The 21,127-nt window shown below is 65.5% G+C and carries 17 protein-coding genes; 7 read left to right on the top strand and 10 right to left on the bottom strand.

Going from position 1 to position 21,127, the window contains the following annotated elements; translation table 11 throughout:
- The first annotated feature begins 112 nt into the window (after positions 1-112).
- The 3 genes from J2W14_RS19885 (at position 113) to J2W14_RS19875 (ending at position 4,173) form a co-directional block, all read left to right on the top strand.
- Complete coding sequence (locus J2W14_RS19885; protein ID WP_307465755.1) at positions 113-1,861, top strand: L-lactate permease; 1,749 nt, start codon at positions 113-115, stop codon at positions 1,859-1,861.
- A gap of 89 nt (positions 1,862-1,950) precedes the next feature.
- Positions 1,951-3,321 (top strand): FAD-binding oxidoreductase, encoded by a 1,371-nt coding sequence (locus J2W14_RS19880; protein WP_307465804.1) that lies wholly within the window; start codon positions 1,951-1,953, stop codon positions 3,319-3,321.
- Positions 3,322-3,447: 126 nt separating this feature from the next.
- Positions 3,448-4,173, top strand: a complete 726-nt coding sequence (locus J2W14_RS19875) for a FadR/GntR family transcriptional regulator (protein ID WP_307465753.1) — start codon at positions 3,448-3,450, stop codon at positions 4,171-4,173.
- On the opposite strand, the gene J2W14_RS19870 is transcribed toward J2W14_RS19875, so the two are convergent.
- Positions 4,062-4,496: a hypothetical protein gene (locus tag J2W14_RS19870; RefSeq protein ID WP_307465751.1), complete on the bottom strand. Its 435-nt coding sequence runs from the start codon at positions 4,494-4,496 to the stop codon at positions 4,062-4,064. The genes J2W14_RS19875 and J2W14_RS19870 overlap by 112 nt on opposite strands.
- Before the next feature lie 312 nt (positions 4,497-4,808).
- On the opposite strand from J2W14_RS19870, the gene J2W14_RS19865 reads away from it, so the two are divergent.
- Positions 4,809-5,660, top strand: a complete 852-nt coding sequence (locus J2W14_RS19865; RefSeq protein WP_307465749.1) for a fumarylacetoacetate hydrolase family protein — start codon at positions 4,809-4,811, stop codon at positions 5,658-5,660.
- 58 nt (positions 5,661-5,718) lie between these two features.
- Positions 5,719-7,329 (top strand): FAD-dependent monooxygenase, encoded by a 1,611-nt coding sequence (locus J2W14_RS19860; protein ID WP_307465747.1) that lies wholly within the window; start codon positions 5,719-5,721, stop codon positions 7,327-7,329.
- A 181-nt stretch (positions 7,330-7,510) separates the two neighbouring features.
- Here J2W14_RS19860 and J2W14_RS19855 read toward each other — a convergent pair whose 3' ends face one another.
- The 4 genes from J2W14_RS19855 to J2W14_RS19840 form a co-directional block, all read right to left on the bottom strand.
- Positions 7,511-8,662: a flavin reductase gene (locus J2W14_RS19855; protein WP_307465745.1), complete on the bottom strand. Its 1,152-nt coding sequence runs from the start codon at positions 8,660-8,662 to the stop codon at positions 7,511-7,513.
- Positions 8,663-8,678: 16 nt separating this feature from the next.
- Entirely contained in the window at positions 8,679-10,112 is a 1,434-nt protein-coding gene (locus tag J2W14_RS19850) for an MmgE/PrpD family protein (protein WP_307465743.1), read from the bottom strand.
- Between the two features lie 9 nt (positions 10,113-10,121).
- Entirely contained in the window at positions 10,122-11,642 is a 1,521-nt protein-coding gene (locus tag J2W14_RS19845) for a 4-hydroxyphenylacetate 3-hydroxylase N-terminal domain-containing protein (RefSeq protein ID WP_307465740.1), read from the bottom strand.
- Positions 11,643-11,772: 130 nt separating this feature from the next.
- The gene (locus tag J2W14_RS19840) at positions 11,773-12,858 is read right to left on the bottom strand and encodes a Zn-dependent alcohol dehydrogenase (protein WP_307465738.1); all 1,086 of its coding nucleotides are present in this window, start codon (positions 12,856-12,858) and stop codon (positions 11,773-11,775) included.
- 138 nt (positions 12,859-12,996) lie between these two features.
- Here J2W14_RS19840 and J2W14_RS19835 point away from each other — a divergent pair, with 138 nt between their 5' ends.
- A complete protein-coding gene (locus J2W14_RS19835) occupies positions 12,997-14,088 on the top strand; it encodes a Zn-dependent alcohol dehydrogenase (RefSeq protein ID WP_307465736.1) in 1,092 nt (363 codons plus the stop codon).
- Positions 14,089-14,211: 123 nt separating this feature from the next.
- Here the strand turns inward: J2W14_RS19835 and J2W14_RS19830 are convergent, their stop codons facing one another.
- The gene (locus tag J2W14_RS19830) at positions 14,212-15,717 is read right to left on the bottom strand and encodes a carboxylesterase family protein (RefSeq protein WP_307465734.1); all 1,506 of its coding nucleotides are present in this window, start codon (positions 15,715-15,717) and stop codon (positions 14,212-14,214) included.
- Entirely contained in the window at positions 15,714-17,705 is a 1,992-nt protein-coding gene (locus J2W14_RS19825; RefSeq protein WP_307465733.1) for a flavin-containing monooxygenase, read from the bottom strand. The genes J2W14_RS19830 and J2W14_RS19825 overlap by 4 nt, the downstream gene beginning before the upstream one ends.
- Positions 17,706-17,834: 129 nt before the next feature.
- On the opposite strand from J2W14_RS19825, the gene J2W14_RS19820 reads away from it, so the two are divergent.
- A complete protein-coding gene (locus J2W14_RS19820; protein WP_307465731.1) occupies positions 17,835-18,548 on the top strand; it encodes a GntR family transcriptional regulator in 714 nt (237 codons plus the stop codon).
- 96 nt (positions 18,549-18,644) lie between these two features.
- Here J2W14_RS19820 and J2W14_RS19815 read toward each other — a convergent pair whose 3' ends face one another.
- The 3 genes from J2W14_RS19815 to J2W14_RS19805 are packed head-to-tail and all read right to left on the bottom strand — an operon-like array spanning position 18,645 to position 21,113.
- Positions 18,645-19,451, bottom strand: a complete 807-nt coding sequence (locus tag J2W14_RS19815) for an ABC transporter ATP-binding protein (protein ID WP_307465729.1) — start codon at positions 19,449-19,451, stop codon at positions 18,645-18,647.
- A 35-nt stretch (positions 19,452-19,486) separates the two neighbouring features.
- On the bottom strand, positions 19,487-20,341 hold the full coding sequence (locus J2W14_RS19810; protein WP_307465727.1) for an ABC transporter permease: 855 nt from the start codon (positions 20,339-20,341) through the stop codon (positions 19,487-19,489).
- Positions 20,334-21,113 carry an ABC transporter permease gene (locus J2W14_RS19805; RefSeq protein WP_307465724.1) on the bottom strand — a complete coding sequence of 260 codons (780 nt, stop codon included), beginning with the start codon at positions 21,111-21,113 and terminating at the stop codon, positions 20,334-20,336. Before J2W14_RS19805 ends, J2W14_RS19810 begins: the two co-directional genes overlap by 8 nt.
- Positions 21,114-21,127 lie beyond the last annotated feature (14 nt).

The following is a 21,127-nucleotide window of genomic DNA, read 5'->3' as shown; positions in this document are numbered from 1 at the left end:
GTCTCTCCGTTTATCGCCAAAGTTGCTGAGAACCTCCCGGCGGAGATGACGCTTTCCGCTCTGGGCGCCACATACTTTTTTCCTCCCCGCTCCAAATACAAAGGAGTTTTTTGTGAGCACATACCAGCAAGTCGTTGATCCCCTCTGGGGTTCGTTGGGCCTATCCGCCTTGTGTGCGGCGTTGCCGTTGATTCTTTTGTTCGCCCTGTTGGGTGTTTTCCGTGTGAAAGCGGCAAAAGCCGCCGTCGCCAGCCTGCTGCTGTCCATCGTCCTGGCTGTCGCGGTGTGGCAGATGCCGGTGGATCAGGCCCTCAGCGCCACCGCCGCCGGCGCCTTTTACGGGCTCTTTCCCATTCTGTGGATCCTGGTGAACGCCCTGTGGATCTACAAGCTCACCGTCGCCACGCCATGGTTCGATGCCCTGGGCCGGACCATCAGGTCCATCTCCAATGACCTTCGCGTCCTCTCCATCCTGATCGCGTTCTGCTTCGGCGCCCTCCTCGAATCCCTTGCCGGATTCGGCGCGCCGGTGGCCATCACGGCGGCAATGCTCATGGCGGCCGGCATGAAACCGCTGAAGTCCGCCGTGGTCTCGCTCCTCGCAAATACTGCCCCGGTGGCCTTCGGCGCCATGGCCGCACCCATCATTGCCCTGAACGGGGTCACCGGACTGCCTCTTCATGACCTGGCCTCGATGGCCGGCCGCCAGACGCCATTCATCGCCCTGATCGTGCCGCTCCTGCTCGTCTTCATCGTGGACGGCAAACGCGGCCTGAAGCAGACCTGGCCGGTGGCGCTGGTAGCCGGCGCGGTTTTCGGAATTTTCCAGTTCATTACGGCGAACTATTTCGCCGTTGAGCTTACGGACGTGGTGGCCGCCGTAGCCACGGTGGCAGCCGTGCTGCTCATGCTTCGTGTCTGGCAACCCAGCGAAACCATAGAGATGTCCGGCCAGGTCACCGGCGGCGGCCAGCCAGGGGACGAGCTGCCGTCCGCCGCGTCCACGCCCGGCCGCAACGCCCCGGTACGAGTTCCGGCTTCAGCCTCCGTGACGGAGGCCGTATCGGCAGCAGCCACCACCCGGGTGATGACGCCAGCCGGCACCGCGCAGCGGCCCGAACCACGGGAAATCTGGATGGCCGTCGCCCCCTACCTGATCATCATGAGCATCTTCTCCATAGCCCAGATTCCCGCGGTAAAAAGCTGGCTAAGCGTCGCCGGAAGCGTGAGCTTCGCGTGGCCGGGCCTGGACGTGATCGACGCCGAGGGGCAGCATGTTGCCGCGCAGAAGTTCAAGTTCGACCACCTCAAGGCCACCGGTACGCTGCTCCTGATCTCCGGAGTGATCACCATGGTTCTGTACCGCGTGTCTGCATCCCAGGGCCTGCGGATCTACTGGGAAACCCTCAAGCAGCTGCGGTGGACCATCGTGACCGTGGCATCTGTCCTCGCCCTTTCATTCGTCATGAACCTGTCCGGGCAGACCACCTCCCTCGGGCTGGCTCTGGCCTCGGCCGGCGGCTTCTTCGTCCTGCTCTCACCGGTAATCGGCTGGCTCGGAGTCGCACTGACCGGCTCTGACACCTCATCCAACTCGCTCTTCGGCCAACTCCAGGTTGCCGCAGCCGAACAGACCGGCCTACCTCCGGTGCTGATGGCAGCGGCAAACTCCTCCGCCGGCGTGATGGGCAAGATGCTGTCGCTCCAGAACCTGGCGGTAGCTGCAGCTGCTGTCGGCCTGGAAGGGTCCGAAGGAACGCTTTTCAGGAAGCTTCTTGGCTGGAGCCTTGGGCTCCTGGGCATCATGATCCTTCTGGTTTGGCTGCAATCCACCCCGGTACTTGGCTGGATGATTCCTTGATTTCCGCGTCACCCCACGCAAACGAATATGGCATTGCGGAGCGGTTCCAACCGACTTTGATGCCCCAAGAAAACAAAGAGGTTTCTTCGATGACTAGTTCAGCAGTTGTTTCAACGTCAGCAGCTCTTCTCAACGGGAGTGCACACGCTTCTACCGATCTGGACGAACGTCGCCGGGTGAGCACGGACCGTTCCGGCTACGTTCCGCCCAGCCTTCCGGACGGTGTCGTTTATGCCACCAGCGCGGACGACGTCGTCCAGGCAATGCAACTTGCAATGGCGCACAACGTCCCCGTTGTTCCACGCGGCGCCGGGACCGGGCTGGCGGCCGGAGCCTCAGCGAAGGCAGGAGAAGTGGTCCTCGACCTGTCCCGGATGAACCGCATCATCCATATCGATCCGGTGGAGCAGTTGGCGGTGGTTGAGCCCGGCGTCCTCAACGCCGAAGTGAACGCGGCTGCGAACGCCCATGGGCTCTTCTACGCGCCTGACCCTGCGAGTACGGCCATATGTTCGATCGGCGGCAACATTGCCACCAATGCCGGTGGAATGTGGTGTGCAAAATACGGCGTGACTCGGGAGTCCGTCCTGGCGCTCCGTGTGGTGCTGCCCGATGGCCGGATCCTGAGAACGGGACGGGAGACGATCAAGGGCGTTACCGGATACGACCTGAACGCCCTGATGATCGGCTCTGAAGGTACTCTCGGCGTGGTGGTGGAGGCAACGCTGCGGCTCCGGCCCCGGCCGATCCAGACTGCCACCGTAGCCGCGTACTTCCCCGATGTCGACGCCGCCGCCCTGGCTGCTTCCGCCATTATCGCGGCCCGACTACAACCCTCAGTGCTGGAACTTATGGACGGTCCCACCCTCGAGGCCGTCGATGCTGCGCACGGAACCAACCACCGGTCAAAGGGCGGCGCCTTCCTGTTGGCCCAAACCGACGGATACGGCGCCTTCCTGGAACAGGATGTCCTCCTCAAAGCCATCGAACCGTTTGCCAGCCACATCGAGAAGGCTGTTGACACTGCTGACGCGGACGCGCTCGTCGCCACGCGAAGGGAAGCGATTCCATCACTTGAACGCATTGGGCGCGTTTCGATCTGCGACATTGGCGTGCCTCGAAACAAGCTCTCGGCAGTTTTCGCGGGACTGGAAGACATTTCCCGAAAAACGGGGGTCCGCATCTTCAACGTTGCCCATGCTGCGGACGGAAACCTCCACCCGATGATCGTCGTGCGTGAAGACGAATCCATCACGGACGGACCCGCCAAAGCCGCCCTCGGCGAGATGTTCTACTTGGCTCAGCGTCTTGGTGGAACCCTTACCGGGGAACACGGCGTCGGCCTTCTCAAGCGGGACTGGCTCAAGGATGAGCTCGGAGACATCTCCCTCGAACTACAACGATCCATCCGCCGTGTCTTTGACCCGCAGGGGATCCTGAATCCCGGCAAAGCCATCTAAGCGGGACGGGGCAGAAACGCCCGAGGCAGGGGGATATTGGAACCGTCACGCATTCCAATATCCCCTTGGTCCTCCTCGCTGTGCGCACCGGGAGGCCGGCCCCCGGGCATAGGGCAGGATGGAAGCATGACTGGAGCAGCAACAAAATCAATAGCGAAGCGAACTTACGATGCTCTGCTGCAGGACGTTGAAGCGGGCCTGCGCTCCGGGCGGTTCAAGATCGGTGACCAATTGCCCGGAGAGCGCATCCTGGCGGAGACCTACGGGATGTCCCGGGCATCTGTGCGCGAGGCAATGCGTATCCTGGACGCCCTGGGGGTCCTGCGGAGCTCCGGCGGCGCGGGTCCGAAATCCGGCGCGGTCATCGTCTCAGAACCGTCCGCAGGGCTGTCCTCCACGCTTCGCATGCACATCGCCAGCAGGCGGCTCCCGCTGCACGACATTATCGAGGCCCGCATCATGCTGGAAACAGGAGCAGCCCGGGTGGCCGTGCAGCATGATGATCCGGCCGGGCTGCAGAAAGCCAGGGAACTGCTCCTGAGGATGGATGCCCCGGACATGGATCGTGAAACCTTCCATGCCCTCGATGCGCAGTTCCATTTGGCCCTCAGCGCCCTGGCCGGCAACACAGTGGTTGAAACCATCATGGAATCCTTGAGTGGCTCAATCCGAGACTACATCAAGGACGCCTTGGTTTCCGTCGGGCAATGGCCTGTTGTCCTCGCGGAATTGAGAGCCCATCACCACGCCATCTTCGATGCCGTGGAAGCCAAAGACGCCGACCTTGCCGCTGACCTGCTGCGCAAGCACATTACCTGGCTGTACGAGCAGGCCACCAGCGCCCACGGCTGAACCCCTGAGCCTCTGAACGCCAAAGCGCTGGAATCCCGGCGACGGTCCATCGGATGAACATGTCCGGCTCCACCACGTCCAGCGGGGGCACCTGTCTTTAGGGCGGCGATGTCCTGGTTGGCCTGCACCGCCGCTGCGGGCACCGTCCGGCCGGCGGCAAGCCTGCGGAGCACTTCGCTCTCCAGATAGGCCCGGGCAAGATAGATATCGCGCACCGATTCCGGGCCCAGATCGGCCACCCGCGCGGTATTGTGCACGCCACGTACCAGCAGCCCCTCGGCAACCAGCTTTTCGATGGCGGCCTTGGCTGTAGGGCGGGCCACCTCGTAGGAGGAGGCAATGTCGGCCTCCGTCAGCGCTTGGGACGAGACCAGTTCGCCCGAACCAGCTCACGCCGGCTGATGAGTCTTCATTGATCTCGTCGAGCCGGTCGATCATCACAGGATCGACTTGGACCATGGGGCAGCGGATGCCTGGGTGGAAAAGGCATCTGAGCATGTGACCAGAATGCGCTAAAACAAGATAATGTATTTCTTGCCACAAGATGTATTTTCTTTCCGCTTGGCAAGGACGCCGACAGGGAAGGGACTGCGTCACCTCCCCGGCGCGCCGCCGCCGCGAAAGGAACCACCATCATGAACTACGCAAGCTTTGTATCCGCAGACGGCTCCCCCACCTGGGGCATCATTGCCGAGGAACGGGCGTACGATCTTGGCCCCAGCGGAGCCAACCTCGCCCGCACGCTCCGCGATGCCGTCGAGCGGGGTATCTTCGGCACGGTCGGCGAAGAGTTCCGCAACGCCCCGTCCCGCGCGGAATCGGACATCAAGTTCCTCCCCGCCGTCACGGATCCCGGCAAGGTCATCTGCATCGGCGTGAACTACCGCAGCCACCAGGAGGAATCCGGCAAGACCGAGCAGAAGGCCCCCACCGTCTTCACCCGCTTCGCCGACTCCCAGATGGGCCACCTGCAGCCTGCCCAGATGCCCGCCACCACCACCAAATTCGACTACGAAGGAGAAATGGCCCTGGTCATCGGCAAGGAAGCGTTCCACGTGGCCGAAGAGGATGCCTTCAACTACGTTGCCGGCTACGCCGCCTACAACGACCTCAGCGTCCGCGACTGGCAGCTCGCGGCCTCCCAGTGGATCCCCGGCAAGAACTTCCCCGGCACCGGCGGCTTCGGCCCCTACCTCGTCCCGGCGGCCGACCTGGGCGACGTGAACGCGCTCACCCTGGAAACCCGCGTCAACGGCGACATCCGCCAGAAGGCCTCCGTTTCCGACCTCTACTTCACCATCCCGCAGCTGATTGCCTACGTCACCGGCTTCACCAGGCTCTCCCCCGGCGATGTGATCGTCACCGGCACCCCCGGCGGCGTGGGCCTGTTCATGGAACCCTCCGGCCTGCTCGCGGAAGGGGACGTGGTGGAGGTGGAAATCACCGGCCTGGGCACCCTGAAAAACACGGTGGAGCTCGTCTCCTGACCCACCATGCTCCCGACGCCCCGACTGCACTCACTCTAGGAACGGAACTCTGATCGGCATGGACAAAATCATCGAAACCGACGTACTGGTCATCGGGGCAGGCCCCATCGGCCTGGCTGCGGCGAACCTGCTCGCGGACCAGGGCGTCAACGTGATGCTCGTTGAACGCCATGCCGGGACCAGCGACGAACCGCGGGCCATCAGCGTCACCGACGAGACGCTGCGGGTCATGCAGCAGATCGGCGTCCTGGACCGGCTGGCCCCGGAGATGCTCATGGACACGGGCGCCCGCTACTTCGGCCGGAAGGAACAGCTGCTGGCGGAGGTCTACCCGGCCAGCCCGCGGCTGGGGCAGCCTGGAAAGTCGCAGTTCGACCAGCCCGTGATGGAATCCCTGCTCCTGGAAGCCGCCCGGGCCCGTCCGCTGATCGATATCCGCTTCACCACTGAAGCGTTCCGCATCACGGACGGCCCCGCGCACGTGGACACGGTACTGATCGACGACGACGGCAAGCACACCGTCCGCTCCAAGTGGGTCCTGGCGTGCGACGGCGGCCGCAGCCCGGTCCGCTCCCAGCTCGGCATCCCGATGGAAGGTTCCACCCAGGTCCAGAAATGGATCGTGGTCGACATCATCAACACCCCGGGTGAGCCGGAGCGGTTCTCCGAGTTCCACTGCAACGGGACACGTCCCGTTGTGGTGGTCCCCGGAGTCAACGGCCGGTGCCGCTACGAATTCATGCTCCTCCCCGGCGAGGACGCGGCAGCGGTGACGTCGCCGGAGGCCATCATCAGGCTCATCGCTCCGTTCCGGACTATTTCCGCGGAGGACATCCGGCGTGCAGCCGTCTACGTTGCCCACCAGCGGGTGGCGCTCAACTACCGGGTGGGGCACGTGCTCCTCGCCGGGGACGCAGCCCACATGATGCCGCCATTCGCCGGCCAGGCCCTGAACGCCGGCATCCGCGACGTCGCCAACCTCGCCTGGAAAATCGCGGCCAGCGTCACCGGCACCGGCACCGATGCCCTGGTGAACACCTACCAGTCAGAGCGCCGACCGCACGCGGTGGACATGGTCCGTCTGTCCCACCGGATCGGCACGGTGGTGATGAACGTCAACCCGGCACTTACCGCCATCCGCGACGCCGCCATCACCGCCTCCGGTATCGTTCCGACCGCGAAGGCATGGCTCGCCGGCATGAAGTTCCTCAAGCAGCCGCACTTCACCGAGGGCTGCGTGGCGGACCCGGGCGCGGCAGTTCCGAAGCGGGCGGCCGCTCTGGTGGGCCGCTCCCTTTCCCAGCCGCAGGTCACGGTGCCCACCGGCGATGCAGTCCCGCTGGACGCCGTCCTCGGAACGGGCTGGGCACTGCTGTACTTCCCCCACGATCGCCGCGCACCGCTTGAGGTCCGGCGGGTGGACACCGAGGTGAACCACGACGGCGGCCCGCACCTCGCTCTGACCGGCGCCACCGCGGTCACCGACACCAGCGGCGCCTTCGCGGCTGTCGCAGGCAGCGGCATGACCCTCCTGGTGCGGCCCGACCGCTACGTGGCAGCAGTCACCACCCCGGATACCGAGCAGGCGGCTTTTGCAGCGCTGGCCGCGTACGTCCCGGAGCTGGCCCGCCTGCGGCAGGCGGAAACAGGGTTGCCGGCTGCACACTGACTGACAAGGGAACAAAGGAGCGGGGAGGCCACACGGCCTCTCCGCTCCTTTGCTGTCTCCGGCTCGTCGCCAGACATCGTCATTCCAGCAATACGACGCTACGCACAACGACGGCGGGGCCGCACCCACCAGGATGAGAATCCCTGGGCGCGGCCCCGCCGTCGTTCTTTGATGCTGCTGCTTAGACCTCGCCGCCGTGGCGCTCAATCACGTCGCTGGCCAGCTGCTTGCCGAAGGAGGTGTGCAGGCGGAGAGCCTCCGCCGCCCTCGCGTAGTCGTGGTCCTGCAGCGCCGCCGTGAGCTCCACGATGTGGCTGTGGTCCATCTTCCGGGCCCACTCTTCGCCGTTGAGCGCCTCGCGCCACACCGTGCCGATTCCGAGACGGCGGAAGGCGTCCGTGAGCTGGGCTGAGCCCGCCACGCTCACGAGGCGGTTGTGGTACTTCGCGTTGGTCTTGAGGAACTTGTCCAGGTCCTCCTGGCCGCCCTGGCGCAACAGAGCGAGTTCATCGGTGAGCCGGCTCAGTTCCGCGATGTCCTCCTCCGTGAACTTCTCGAAGTGGCTGGCGAGGACGCCCAGCTCGATCGTGAGGCGGCCGTCGTAGACACTGTCCGTCAGCTGGCGGGTGATGGGCGCGGGCAGGAACTCGCCCCGGTCCCCCCGGGTAACGAGGGATTCAGCCGTCAACTTCACCAGGGCATTGTGGACGTTGTGCGGATCGGACTTCGCCTGGGCAGCGATCTCCACCGGATCCAGTGCCTGATGCAGCGGGGTGCGCCGGCCCAGCACCCAGTCGCGCACGGCGTCGTAGGCCGCGAGCTCCTTGACCCGTTCCAGCCGTCCGAAGGCACCGCGGAAGTACGCCAGCGGCTCGCCTGCGCCGGCCTTGGCGTCGGTGACTGCGCCAAGGAACACGGTGTGCGTGCCTCCGGTGGGGGTTTCCGCAACCCTGCAGACGATGGTGGCAAGGGCGCCGTCCAGCATGGGCACGCCCTCCGCGGACATGGTGACCGAAACGCCGTCGAACTTGTCTCCGCCCTTGCGGCCGAACTTCATGGCGAGATCGCTCTGGTCCTCGGCCAGGATGTTGATCCCGAAGACTCCGGCCTTCAGCACGGCGTCGTGCGTGGAGCTGGAGCGGTTAAGGCAGGCGAGCATCATGGGAGGCTCCATGGACAGCGACGACACGGCCGACGCCGTCGTTCCATAGAGCTCGCCGTCCACAACTGTGGTGATCACCGTGACGCCGCTGGCGAAATGGCCCACGACGTGACGGAAAGCGGCGGGATCGACGGTGATCTCCGCGGTGGGTACTACCTGGGGTGTATTCATTTCATCCTCCTGGGATTTAGTGCTGAAGGTCGGGTGTGAAGAGTTTGATGAGGGGTGCCAGGCTGTCCAGCTCCTCAAGGCGCTGGACCAGCCGGACCGCTTCCTCGGCATTCCTGCGCGGGATTGTGCCGCCGAATTCGGCGTTGGCGTAGTACTTGTCCAGGATCTCCGCCTCGCTCATCGGGCTGGCGTAGATGTCCCCCTTGGGCACGTCCGTCCTGGTCCTGAGCACCGAACCGTCCCGGAGCCGCAGCTCCACTTCGGCGGTGAGCGATTCCGCAGGCGGCAGCGAATCAACCAGCCGGATCTTGTCCAGCAGCCGCTGCAGGCGCGGATCCTGCATGTGCTCCAGCGTGAGGTGTTCCGGCCGCACCGTCCTGTACATCAGGGCCGTGGCGGCCGTGAAACGGATGCTGAAGGATCCGGAGACCTCCGGGCACTCGCCGATCACGAACGGCTGGCCCACGAAGCCCCTCAGGGTCCGCGGGGTCACATGGATGAGGATCTCCTCGATCTCCTCCTCGTTGAGCCGGTTCTCGGTGGCCAGCCGCACGCAGGCGTCCAGTGAGGGGTGGCTGGCCCGGCACGAGGCCCAGGGCTTGATCACGCAGTCCGCGTAGAAGGCCTCGCCGAGCCGGCGGGTCACCTTCTCCGGTGCCGGCGCCGAGCAGTACATGTCCAGGAACCCGTGCTGGCCCGCGATGGCGTCCGCCGGCCCGGTGAAACCGGCCTGCGCCAGCTCCGCGGACACGATGGAGTTGCGGGCGGCGAAAGCAATGGGCAGTTTGAACGCGAGCGTCTGGTCGAAGATGTTGGCCACGGTGCCGGACAGCTGGTTCACCGCGATTCCCAGCGCGTTCCGGACCTGGTCCACGTCCAGGCCCATGAGTTTGGCGGCGACGGCGGTGCCGCCGAGGCCGTTGACGGTGCCGGTGTTGTCCTGGCCGCTGTAGACGTCAAAGCCCGACGCCGCGGCGAGGCGCGAGGTGAGGTCGTCCCCCACGATCAGTGCCGCAAGCAGGTCCCGGCCCGAGGAGCGCTGCTGCTCGGCGACGGCCAGGGCCACCGGAACCGTGGTCCCGCTGATGTGGGCGGCGGACTGCGTCTGGTCCTCGTATTCCGCGCCGATCGGCTCGAAGTCGTAGGACCGCATCATCACCGCATTGACCATGGCCGCGTTGTGCGCCGGAAGGCGGACGCCGTGGACCAGCACGGTTGATTCCGGCGCACCGCCCCAGCGGCGGGCCAGGTCCAGTACGGCGGCGTTGCCCTGGGCCCGGTGGCCCGCGGCGATGTTGCCCAGCGAGTCGATGATCCGGACCTTTGCCCGGGCCACCGTGCCTGCGTCAAAGGCCTCGAAGCCGGTGTCCGCTACATGCCTGGCCACGGTGCCCGTCATGTTTTCCACGCTGTGGTCGAGGCCGGCGGCCTCCGCTGTCTGCGCCGTCATGGCGGAACCCTAGCCCCGCGCCCCGACGGCGATCCGGTCACCGGCGGACGCGGCAGTTTGGCCAGGCGCTGCACCGTCCGATGCGGCGGGCAGGCCGTCGATTTCCTCGAACATCGCCTGGTAGGCGCCAGTCTCCCCGGCCGCTTGGGCCTTGCGGTGGTCGAGGGCCCGGGCGCGGCCGACGCTGCCGAGGTAGAAGCGTTCGTAAAGCTCAATCCGGCTGCCCAGTGCCGAACCGGCGAAGTCCCAGGCGGTGCGCATGATGCGGGCCCGCTCCTGGGCACTGATGCCGTTGGCGCCGGGCAGGTACTTCGTTAGCAGCGGGCCCAGGCGCGGATCGTTGAAGGCCCCACCGGTGGGGGTGGCCAGCAGGTTGTGCGAGCCCATGGACTTGATGATTTCGTTGATCCGGATCATCCAGCCGGGCATGATGGCCCGCAGAGCGCTGATGTCGTCGTGGCAGAAGAACGCGCCGTCGCCCCAGTCCGAAGCCCGCATTTCCGCGGAGTGGATGGCCGCGCGGGTGAGGCGCAGGTAGGTGTAGATTTCACCGAGCATCGCGCCGACGTCGGGCTTGTTCTCGGTGCCAGTCACCTTGGCAATCTGCGTGCAGAGATCGTAGGCGAACTCCAGCTTCACGGCGGCACGGATGGCCGTCTGCTGCTGCGTGTTGCCGGAAGCGGTGCCGGCATTGATGGCGTTGTAGACGTCCAGGTTGCCATCGATGAACACGCGGTCCCAGGGAACCAGCACGTCGTCGAAAATGATGACGGCGTCCTGCTCGTCAAAACGCGACGAGAACGGCCTGTCCGCAACATCGGCATCCACGCCGTAGTGGTCGCGGCAGACGGCAACGACGCCCGGAGTGGCCACCGGGATGGCAAAGGAAATGGCGTATTCCTCGAAGCCCTTCTGGATAGGGACTGCGGGGTAGACGTAGAGTTCGTCTGCGATGGGGCCCAGGGTGGCAAGCATCTTGGCACCCTTGACGATGAGTCCCTGCTCGGTCCGATCCACCACGCGAAGGGTGAGTTCCTCGTTCATGCCCTGCAGCTCGCCGACGCTCTTGTCGATGGCCGCGTGCACGATGGTGTGGGTCAGCGCGAGGTCCTTTTCGATCACTTCGCGGTGGTAGGCCGCCAGCCGCTGGTGGTACACAGGGTCCCCGGAGCGGTCAAAGATGTCCCGGCGGGAGACATGACCGGCCAGGACCACGTTGACGTAGTCCGGCGTGCGGCCCAGCATGCCGTTGGAGTAGCGGGCCAGCCGGTCGAAGGCGCGGTGCCTGAGGGCAATGTCCTCGGCGTTCTTCGGCAGCGAGAGGCTCACATTCATGGCCTCGCCCGTCTCCGGGCGGGTGGTCAGGCAGTCAGCCGCGTACTTGTGCTGGTAGTCGAAGTAGCCGGCCATGCCTTCGACGGAACCCTTGAAGGCCGGGTGTTCGAGGACGGAGATGCGCTCCGACCCCAGCCAGACCTCGCGGCTGTCATCCAGGCCCCGCTTGTACTCTGCTCCGGTGCGTGCAGTCACTTTGAACTCCTTCTTGGCTGGCACCAGGGGTGGCACCCGTGGAACCTTCACAACATTGTGAGATGAAAATACATTCTTTGAATGATTTTATATAAAAACTATGAGCTTGGCAATGCCCACGTCGCTTCCGTCAGAACGAGGTGATGACGCTGCGGGCGATAGCGCCGGACTCCTGGAGTCGGTAGGCGTCATTGATCCCCTCGAGCGGAATTTCCTGCGCCACCAGGTCATCGAGGTTCAGGCGGCCCTGCAGGTAGAGCTCGGCGTACATCGGAATGTCCCGGCGGATGTTGCTCGAACCCATGTAAACGCCCTGGATGCGCCGCTGTGAGGCAATGAGGGAGCGCAGCACGTCCACTTCCAGGGGCGCGCCCTGGGGTATGCCGATAAAGTAGGCGCCGCCACCCACGCGGGTCATCTCGATGGCTTGGGCCTGGGTTGCCCCGAGCCCGATGGCCTCGAAGGAGTGGTGCACTCCGCGCCCGCTGATCTCCCGAACCCTGGCCACGGCATCCTCTGTGCTGGAGTTCGCCACGTGGGTGGCGCCGAAGCGGGTGGCCAGTTCGAGCTTGGCCGGATGCACATCCACGCCGATGATGGTGGTGGCCCCGGCGATCCGGGCGCCGGACAGGATGTTGAGGCCGATGCCGCCCAGGCCGATGACGGCAACCGTGTCGCCGGGCTGGACCTTCGCCGTATTTAGCGCCGCCCCCACGCCGGTGATGGCCGCGCAGCTGAGTACGGCCGCCTGCGGGAAGGGCAGTTCCCTGGGGATCCGCACCAGCGAGTTGGCGTGGCAGATGGTGTATTCGGCAAAGGCGGCGACACCGAAGGCGTGCACATCCCCGCTGCTTCTGCGCAGCTTGGACCCGGCAGCCCGCGGCCGGGAGATCTCGCCGGGATTGACGCAGCGGTAGCTGTGGCCGGCCAGGCATTCCTCGCAGTGCCCGCAGAACTTCACTTCGGAGCCAACCACATGATCCCCGACGGCGAGGTCCCGGACATCAGGACCGACGGCGGCCACGATGCCGGCCATTTCATGTCCAACAACCATGGGGAGCGGGCGCCCGCGGTCGATCGAGGCGACCAGCAGATCCGAATGGCACAGGCCGGCAGCTTTGACCTGGACCAGGACCTCGCGGCCCACCGGATCACCGATACTGACCTCTTCCACATCAAAACGGCCGTTGATTTCGTTGATGACTGCAGCTTTCATCCTGGACTCCCTCGCCTGGTGACTGATAATCGATTATTTGTGGATTTTGCACTTCAAGACACACTATATTTATATTTGTGGTCTGAGTCACGTCCATGCCGGTGATTCCGGCTCATCTTTTGAGGGGAACAAGCGGTCATGAAAGCAGCAGTACTCGACGGTGTGGGTCAACCGTTCCAGGTCCAGGACATCGATATCGCCAATCCGATTGGCCGTGAGGTGCTCATCGACGTCCGCGCCAGCGGCTTGTGCCACAGCGACATGCACGTGGCCGAGACCAATGTGGGATTCCCCATGCCCGCGCTGCTCGGCCACGAGATCGCCGGGGTGGTGGCCGAAGTGGGCCCGGACGTCACGGAGTTCCGCGTGGGCGACCACGTTGTGTCATCGCCGATCCACAGCTGCGGCCACTGCCGGGGGTGCCTGACCGGGCGCCCCTACCAGTGCCGCCATCCGCAGGAAACCCAGCGGACCCCGGGGCAGGGCCCGCGGTTGAGCCGCAACGGCGACGCGCTGACGCAATTCATCGGCGTCGGCGGGTTCGCCGAGCAGGTGCTCGTCCACGAAAATACGGTGGTCTCCGTCAGCAAGGACATCCCGTTCGACCGCGCCGCGCTTCTGGGGTGCGGGGTGGTGACCGGCGCCGGGGCGGCCATCAACTCGGCCCGCATCCGTCCCGGAGATACCGTAGCCGTCATTGGTTGCGGCGGGGTGGGACTCAACGTCATCCAGGGCGCCGCCCTGGCCGGGGCACGCAGGATCATCGCCATCGACCTGCAGCCGGCCAAGCTCGAACTCGCCAAGGTCTTCGGCGCCACGGACATCGTCAATGCCGGCGACGGGGACTCCGTACAGGCCGTCAAGGACCTCTCCGGCGGTGGAGTCACCTGCGCCTTTGAGGTGATCGGCCTGAAGCAGACGGCGATGGACGCCGTCGCGATGCTGGACATCGGCGGCACCGCATTCCTGATCGGTGTCCAGAAACCCGAAACCCGTCTGGAGGTGACTCCCTTCGGCGACCTGATGGGCAAGCAGAAGGGCATCCGTGGCGTGGCCATGGGCTCGACCAACCTCAAGATCGACATCCCGATGTACGCGGAACTGTACCTGCAGGGCCGCTTCAAGCTGGATGAACTGGTTTCCAGGCATATCTCGCTGGACGAGATCAATGAGGGGTATGACCTGCTGCGCGGCGGATCTGTGGCCCGCTCGGTCATCACCCGCTTCTGAGCCCTTCGTATCCGCCCGTTAAATCCGCACCGCCCCTTAACGCCAGTGGAGCCGCCCCTTCGGACGGCTCCACTGGTGTTTCCGGTCGGATGCTGTGCAGGCTGCCGGTCGCTTGCGGCGGGACTACCGCCGCGGCCGCAGTTCCGGCTCGACGCCGGCGGTGCCGCTTCCGGTTTCGCCCACCGAATACAGTGCCGGGCGCTTCGGATCGAAGCTCGGCACGGGCTGGCCGTCGTGCGTCCGCGCCACGCCGTCGGCAACAAAGCCGAGCAGCAGCGGCCGGAGCCGATCCGACACCGAATCGAAGACGTCACAGGGGAACCCCTCGAGCATCGGCGCATCCTGCCAGTCCGGGCGGTTCCCGAACAGGAAGGGCAGGTCGAAACAGTGCGGGCTGCCGGCGCCGTCCAGCCTGCTGCGCACGGAGAAGCGCAGCAGGGTGGCCGGGATTCCGGCCTGGTCCGCCCGGCCAGCCAGCTCCGTGGCGGCCAGCCGGAACTGGTGCAGGCTCATGGCCTCCACCAGCTTCGCGTGGTCCGTCGCGCCGGGATGCCGTGCCTCGATGAAGGTTGTCGCCTCGGCGGCGGCGCCGAATTGCGCGCCGACGAAGCCGGCAAGCTGTTCCGGCCCGACGGCCTGGACGGGAAGGGCGTGCAGGAACGCGGCGGCTTCATCGTCGGTGCTGCTCAACAGCAGCGCGTCCACATGCATCTCGGCGGCCGCGGCCTCGAAGTCCATGGCCCAGGAGGGAACCAGGTCGCCGTCCGCGGCCGGCATCAGGCCCAGACCCCTGCCGGCATAGGCCTTCGACACCGCGGCCTGCGCGGCCAGGATTTCTCCGGCCGAGGCCGCGGATGCCGGCGAACCCTCCCTGACGCCGCCAGCAGCGCCGAGGGCGGCTGCGAACAGCGTGGACCGCTCGGCGAACTCCGCTGCGTTCAAGGGAGGCTGCCAGGGCAGGCTGAACAGGGCGGTCCGCTTGAACAGCCCGCGCGCCCGCCCGGCAAAGCTCAGCATGTACGCGTACCACGCCCCTGCGGAGTGGCCCGCCAGGGTGGTGGCCCCGGGATCGCCGCCGAACGCGGCGATGTTCCGGTGAATCCACGTCAACGCCTGCAGGATGTCCTCCGCGGCAAGGTTGGGCGGACCCAGGTCCGCACCGCCGTCGGCCCCGCCAGCGCCGCCGAGCAGTCCCAGCGCACCGAGCCGGTAGTTCACGGTGACCACCACGGCGCTGCCCTCCCGGGCGAGCCGGGCGCCGTCGTACCAGCGCACATTCCCGGCGCCGCTGATGAAGGCTCCCCCGGGCAGGAAGACCAGGACCGGAAGGTCCTTCGCGCCCTCGGGCGCCCAGATGTCCAGCAGGAAGGAATCCTCGCTCTGCGGCATCCGGGACAGCGCGGGGCCGAGGAGCCAGTCCAGGGATCCGGGACTCTGCGGGAACACCGTCGCAGCGGCCTGCGGCCGCGACGGTGACGGATCACCCAGCGCGGAGAACCGGTCGAGCGGATCCATCCGCTCGCCGTAACGGACGCCGCGGACGCTGACGACGCCGTCGTGCGTTTCCGTGACGTACCCGGCCTCCCCGGCGGGGAAGCCCGCCAGCGGTTCGGTGGCGGCCGCGCTCATGCCAGCTGGTTGTAGTCGTCGAGGTTCACGGTGCGGGTGATCTTCCAGAAGTCCAACACCGGATGGGGCCAGATCTGGGAAACACGGCCAAACTTGTTCTTGTACCAGGTGTGGACGCTGGGGTGTCCCCACGCCTTGGTGGCGTTGGCGGCGTCCAGGCCCGCGACGAACTCGTCGAGGACTTCCTGCTTCAGGTCCAGGGCCTTGAGGTCGTTTTCGATGATGAGGCGCAGCGACTCGAGGATGTATTCCACGCCGTATTCGATCATCGAGTACAGGCTGCCGTTGACCACATGGCCGGTGTTGGGGCCGGTGATGATGAACAGGTTGGGGAAGTTCGGAACGGTCAGGCCGGCGAAGGCCTTGGCATCGCCGCCCCAATAAGCGTGCAGGTCCGTGCCGTGGAGACCGGTGATCTTCAGGGGCTCGAGGAACTCCGAGGCCTGGAAGCCGGTGGCGTAGACGATGATGTCCACCTCGTGGAGTACCCCGTCCTTGGTGACGACGCCCCCGGGGGTCATGCGTTCGATGCCCTCGGTGACCAGCGCCGACTGCGGCTTCTTCAGCGACTCAGCCCAGACTCCGTTGTCCCGGAGCATGCGCTTGCCGCCCACGATGTAATCCGGGGTGACCTTGGCGAGCAGGTCCGGGCGGTCCTGGTACTGCCTGGCCAGGATGTCGGTCAGCCCCTGGCGCCACTGCGCGTTGACGGCGGAGACACTGCCGGGCTTGTCCCAGCCCGGTTCCGCGACGGTGGTGTGCTGCCGGCCCTCGACGCCGAGCCAGTGCTGCCAGAACCGCAGCCACTGCCCGTAGTGCGGGAGCTTGCGGACCAGCCACTGGACCGAGTCGGGCATGTCCGCGTAGTAGCCCTGGGTGGGCAGCATCCAGGGGGAGCTGCGCTGGAAGACCGTCAGCGAAGAGACCTGGTCCACGATTGCGGGGACGATCTGGTACGCGCTGGCGCCGGTGCCGATGACGGCCACGCGCTTGCCCGTCACATCGACGCTGTTGTCCCACTCGGCCGAGTGCATCTGGATGCCGGCGAAGTCCTGACGTCCCGGAACGTCCGGGTACTTGGGCCGGTCCAGCTGGCCGACGGCGGAGAGCACGGCATTGAACTGCCGGCTGACCGGCTGGCCCGAGGCATCGATGATGTCCACGTTCCACAGTCCCGTGGCTTGGTCGTAGCTGGCGGACGTCACCTCGGTGTTGAACTCGATCTCGCCGAGGATGCCGCCGCGCTCGGCCACCTGCCGGGTGTATTCGAAAATCTCCGACCCCTGCGAGAACTGCTGGGGCCAGTCGTCACGCTGGGCAAAGGAGAAGCTGTAGGCGTAGTTGGGGGTGTCGAGGCGCACGCCGGGGTAGGTGTTCTTCCACCAGGTGCCTCCCACGGTGTGCCCCTTCTCGAACACGGTGTAGGGAATGCCGGCCTGTTTCAGCCGGTAGGCGGCTGCCATTCCGGAAACCCCTGATCCGATGACGGCCACGCTGAAGTCCCGGCCCAGGGCGATGTCCGTGAAGTCCCAGGTCGGTTTGCCGCTCTTGCCCTCGACCAGGGCCATGTCGTGCATCAGCATGGGGTGGTACTCGGGGTTGGCTGCGTTGGTGATCCAGGTCAGGATGTCCTCGGCCTGGGCCTCGGTCAAGGTCCCGACGCTGGTCCGCTGCTCCTCGCGCACCCGCTTCAGCGCCGAGAAAGCCAGTCCGCGCGCCTGGGCCTGCTGTTCCGGGCTCATGCCGCCATGCGGCATGCCCACGATTTCCGCGGGCGGCTGCGGCGGCCGCAGGTCCTCGCGCAGGAGGGAGAGGTCTTCCGTTACGGCAGCCAGCGCCACCATCAGCGCCGGAAGGTCGGAGGTGTCCACGATCTTCTGCAGGAACTCGTCGTCCTCCGTGATGGGCTCGTACCGGTCCCGCCAGTAGAGGTCGTCGACGACGTTCTCCTCGCGGGTCTGGACTGCTTCGGTGGTGGAGTGGGTCACGGCTGCTCTCCTTGGTAATGACGGGGTCCGTTGTGATTCAGGTCTCCCGTAGGTCTCCTGCAAGTCTAAAGTGGAATTTGCATAAGTCAATAAAGAAAACATTATTTGCTTAGCGGTACAATAATGCACATGTCGAAAAGTATCGAGTCTGAGACCCTCAGCACGCAGATCCGGGACTCGCTCCGGGATGACATCCTGGCCGGCCGCTGGGCCGCCGGTGACAAGCTCCAGCTGCTGGCACTCACCAAGCACTACAAGACCAGCAGTACGGTGATCCGCGAGGCACTGACGCGGCTGGTGGGAGACCGCCTGGTGATCCTCAAGCCGAACCGCGGATTCTTCGTGCCGACGCTTTCCTTGGCCGAGATCAAGGACATCACGGAGCTGCGCTGCGTGTCGGAGGAGTTTGGCGTTGGACTGGCGATCCAGCGCGGGGACCTGGCCTGGGAATCCGAGCTCATCGCGGCCCACCACACGCTGGAGCGGACCCCCTACCGCGAGCCGAGCGACAATGGCGAGCTGACGGAGGCGTGGGACCGCGCCCACCAGGCGTTCCATGCCAAGTTGCTGGAGGCCTGCGGGGTCCCCGTGCTGATCGACCTCGCGTCCACGCTGTCCGACCTGTCCCAGCTGTACGGCCGCTGGGCTGGCCGCGCCACCCGCTTCATGGACCGTGACATTGCCCAGGAGCATCGGGACATCCTGACTGCTGCTTTGGACCGGAATCCCGAAGTCGCCTCCCGGCTGCTCCGGACCCACTACGAGACAACACTGCACGCCATCCTGAAGTCCGGGATCGAAGAGGGAACTGCCGAGAGCGGCCGCGAGACGGCGAAAGCCTAGCCGCGAGCCCGGGAGCCAGTCCCCCGACAACGCAGAAAGCCCTCCGGGCTCCCAGTACAGGAACCCGGAGGGCTTTGCTGGCTGGGCCGCCAGTGCCTAGTGGTCCCGCAGTCGGTGCAGGATGCGGGCCCGCGCCTCAACAAAGCGCGGATCCGCCTTGGTGTCGACCTGGTCGCGGTGGTCGCCGAATCCGGTCTCGATCACGTCCACGACGGTGGCGGGCTTCTCCGCCAGGACAATCACTTTGTCCGCCAGGTATAGCGCTTCATCGATGTCGTGGGTAACGAGGATGATCGTGACGCCGAGGCTCGACTGGAGGTCGATGACGAGGTCCTCGAGGTCGAACCTGGTCTGCGCGTCCACCGACGCGAAGGGTTCGTCCATCAGCAGGACCTTGGCGTTGTACGCCAGGGCACGGGCGATGGCCACGCGCTGCTGCATGCCGCCGGACATTTCCCACGGATACTTGTGGCCCTGGCCCGCCAGGCCCACCGCCGCGAGGTTCTTCTCCGCGGTTTCATTCCGTTCTTTCTTGCCCACGCCGCGGCCCTGCAGTGGAAAGGCCACATTTTCCAGCGTGGTCATCCAGGGCAGAAGCGAGCGGCTGTAGTCCTGGAAGACCACGGCAAGGTCCCGGTGGGGTCCGTTGATGATTTCCCCGCCGACGCTCACGGTGCCGCTCCGGGGTTGGACGAGGCCGGAGAGGCATCGCAGCAGTGTGGTCTTGCCGACGCCGGACGGGCCGACGATGGAGACGAATTCCCCGTCGTTTACTTCCAGGTTCAGATCGTTGAGGATCTTGTTCTCCGAGTCACCGGCGCCGTAGCTCATGGTCAGCCCTTGGACGTGGAGCAGCGGCTTGGTCGCCACCTGCACCTGCTCGGGTGCTGCCTGAATGGCCATGGGAGCTCCTTCATTTGTCTGTTGGATCGGGAGTGTCATTTTGCGCCTGACTTGAAGTACCAGCTCAGGATCCTGCGTTCAAGGACGATGAACAGGAGGGAGAGGATATAGCCGATGACGCCCACGAGCAGGGCGCCCGCCCACGTCTCAGGCACCATGAAGGTCGCGGAGGAATTGAGGATATAGAAACCCAGGCCCTTGTTGGCGGCGAAAAGTTCGCTCACCACCATGACCGTGATGCCGATCGGAAGCGCCACGCGCACACCGGCCACGATCTGCGGCAGCGCCGCCGGGAGGACCACCTTGCGGAAATGGAGTCCGCGCGGGATCCGGTAGACCTTGGAGAACTTCCGGATGGTTGGCTCCACGCCCAGGACACCGTCAATGGTGTTCAGCAACACCGGCCACATGCAGGCAAACGCGATGGTGTAGATCTTGGGCCCCTGTCCGATTCCGAACGCGCCAATGATCAGCGGAACCAGCGCCGCCTGCGGAATGGACCGGAAGAAGTGGATGACCGGATCCACGATCTCCCGCAACCGCTTCGTCTCGCCGAGAATCAGTCCCCCGATGATGCCGACCGCCACCGCGATCAGGAGGCCGGCAGCCAGGTTCCCCAGGCTGTAGGCGGCTCCCGAGGCGATCACGCCGTTGGAGAGGTCCCGGAACAGGCTGACCAGGATCGACTCAAGGGAAGGGATGAAAACGTTGGTGCTTTCCGCCGTCGCGATCCACCAGACGGCGAACACGACCACGATCAACCAGGTCCGCTGAAGGACGTCCAGGACTATCCGGGCAGGCCGGCTGCGCACGCGCTGCGCCTTCGGCCGCCGCCGTGCCCGGGCCGCAGTTTCCAGCTTTGGTGCCGAACGAAGGGCTGTCTCAGTCATTGGTCTGCCTGTTCCATTTGAGGATCCGGCCCTCGGCGAAGTTAAGCAGGCTGGCGATGCTCCATCCCACCAACCCGGCGAAGAAGAGGTAGGCGAACGCTGAATCCCATCGCTGGTCCTGCTGGGCCAGAGTGATCTGCCGGCCGATTCCCGGCGTCTGGCTGAGTACCTCGACGCCCACGGCGACGAGGATGGCGATCGAGGCCGAGATCCGGATTCCAGTGGCAATGAAAGGGGTGGCGCTGGGGAGTAGGACCCGGCGGAAGCGTAGAAGCGCGGGAATCTGGAAGATCCGCACCGTATCCACCACCGCCGAGTCCATCCGCCGGGCGCCGTAGATCGTCTGCACGAGTACCGGCCAGAGGCAGGACAGGGCGACGACGACGGTTTCCATCTTGGCGGTGGCACCCAGGAGCATAATGACCACCGGCATCAGGGCCAGCACCGGGAAGGAACGCCCGAAGTCGATCAGGATCGATGTCGAGCGGTCCAGCGCGCGGACGGAGCCGATCAGCAAGCCGAGTACCGTTCCAGCGGCCACTGCGATCAGCCAGCCGCTCACGGCCGCCGTCATGGTCTGCGCCAGTGCTGACCAGAATGTTGCCGAGGTCAGCGCCGCGCCGATGGAGGACGCAAGAGCGGCCACCCCGGGTGTCATTGAAGGCAGCGTGCCGCTCCAGATGACCACCTGCCAGATGGCCAGGAGTGCAGCCACCGCCAACAGCCGCTGGGTGGTCAAACCCCAGTCCAGCGACTTTGTGCTTGTCTTCATATCGGTCTCTCCGT

Origin of the sequence: Pseudarthrobacter oxydans, from assembly GCF_030812335.1 — a bacterium.
Lineage (GTDB): Bacteria > Actinomycetota > Actinomycetes > Actinomycetales > Micrococcaceae > Arthrobacter > Arthrobacter oxydans_B.
This window is presented reverse-complemented; position numbering and strand designations above follow the sequence as displayed.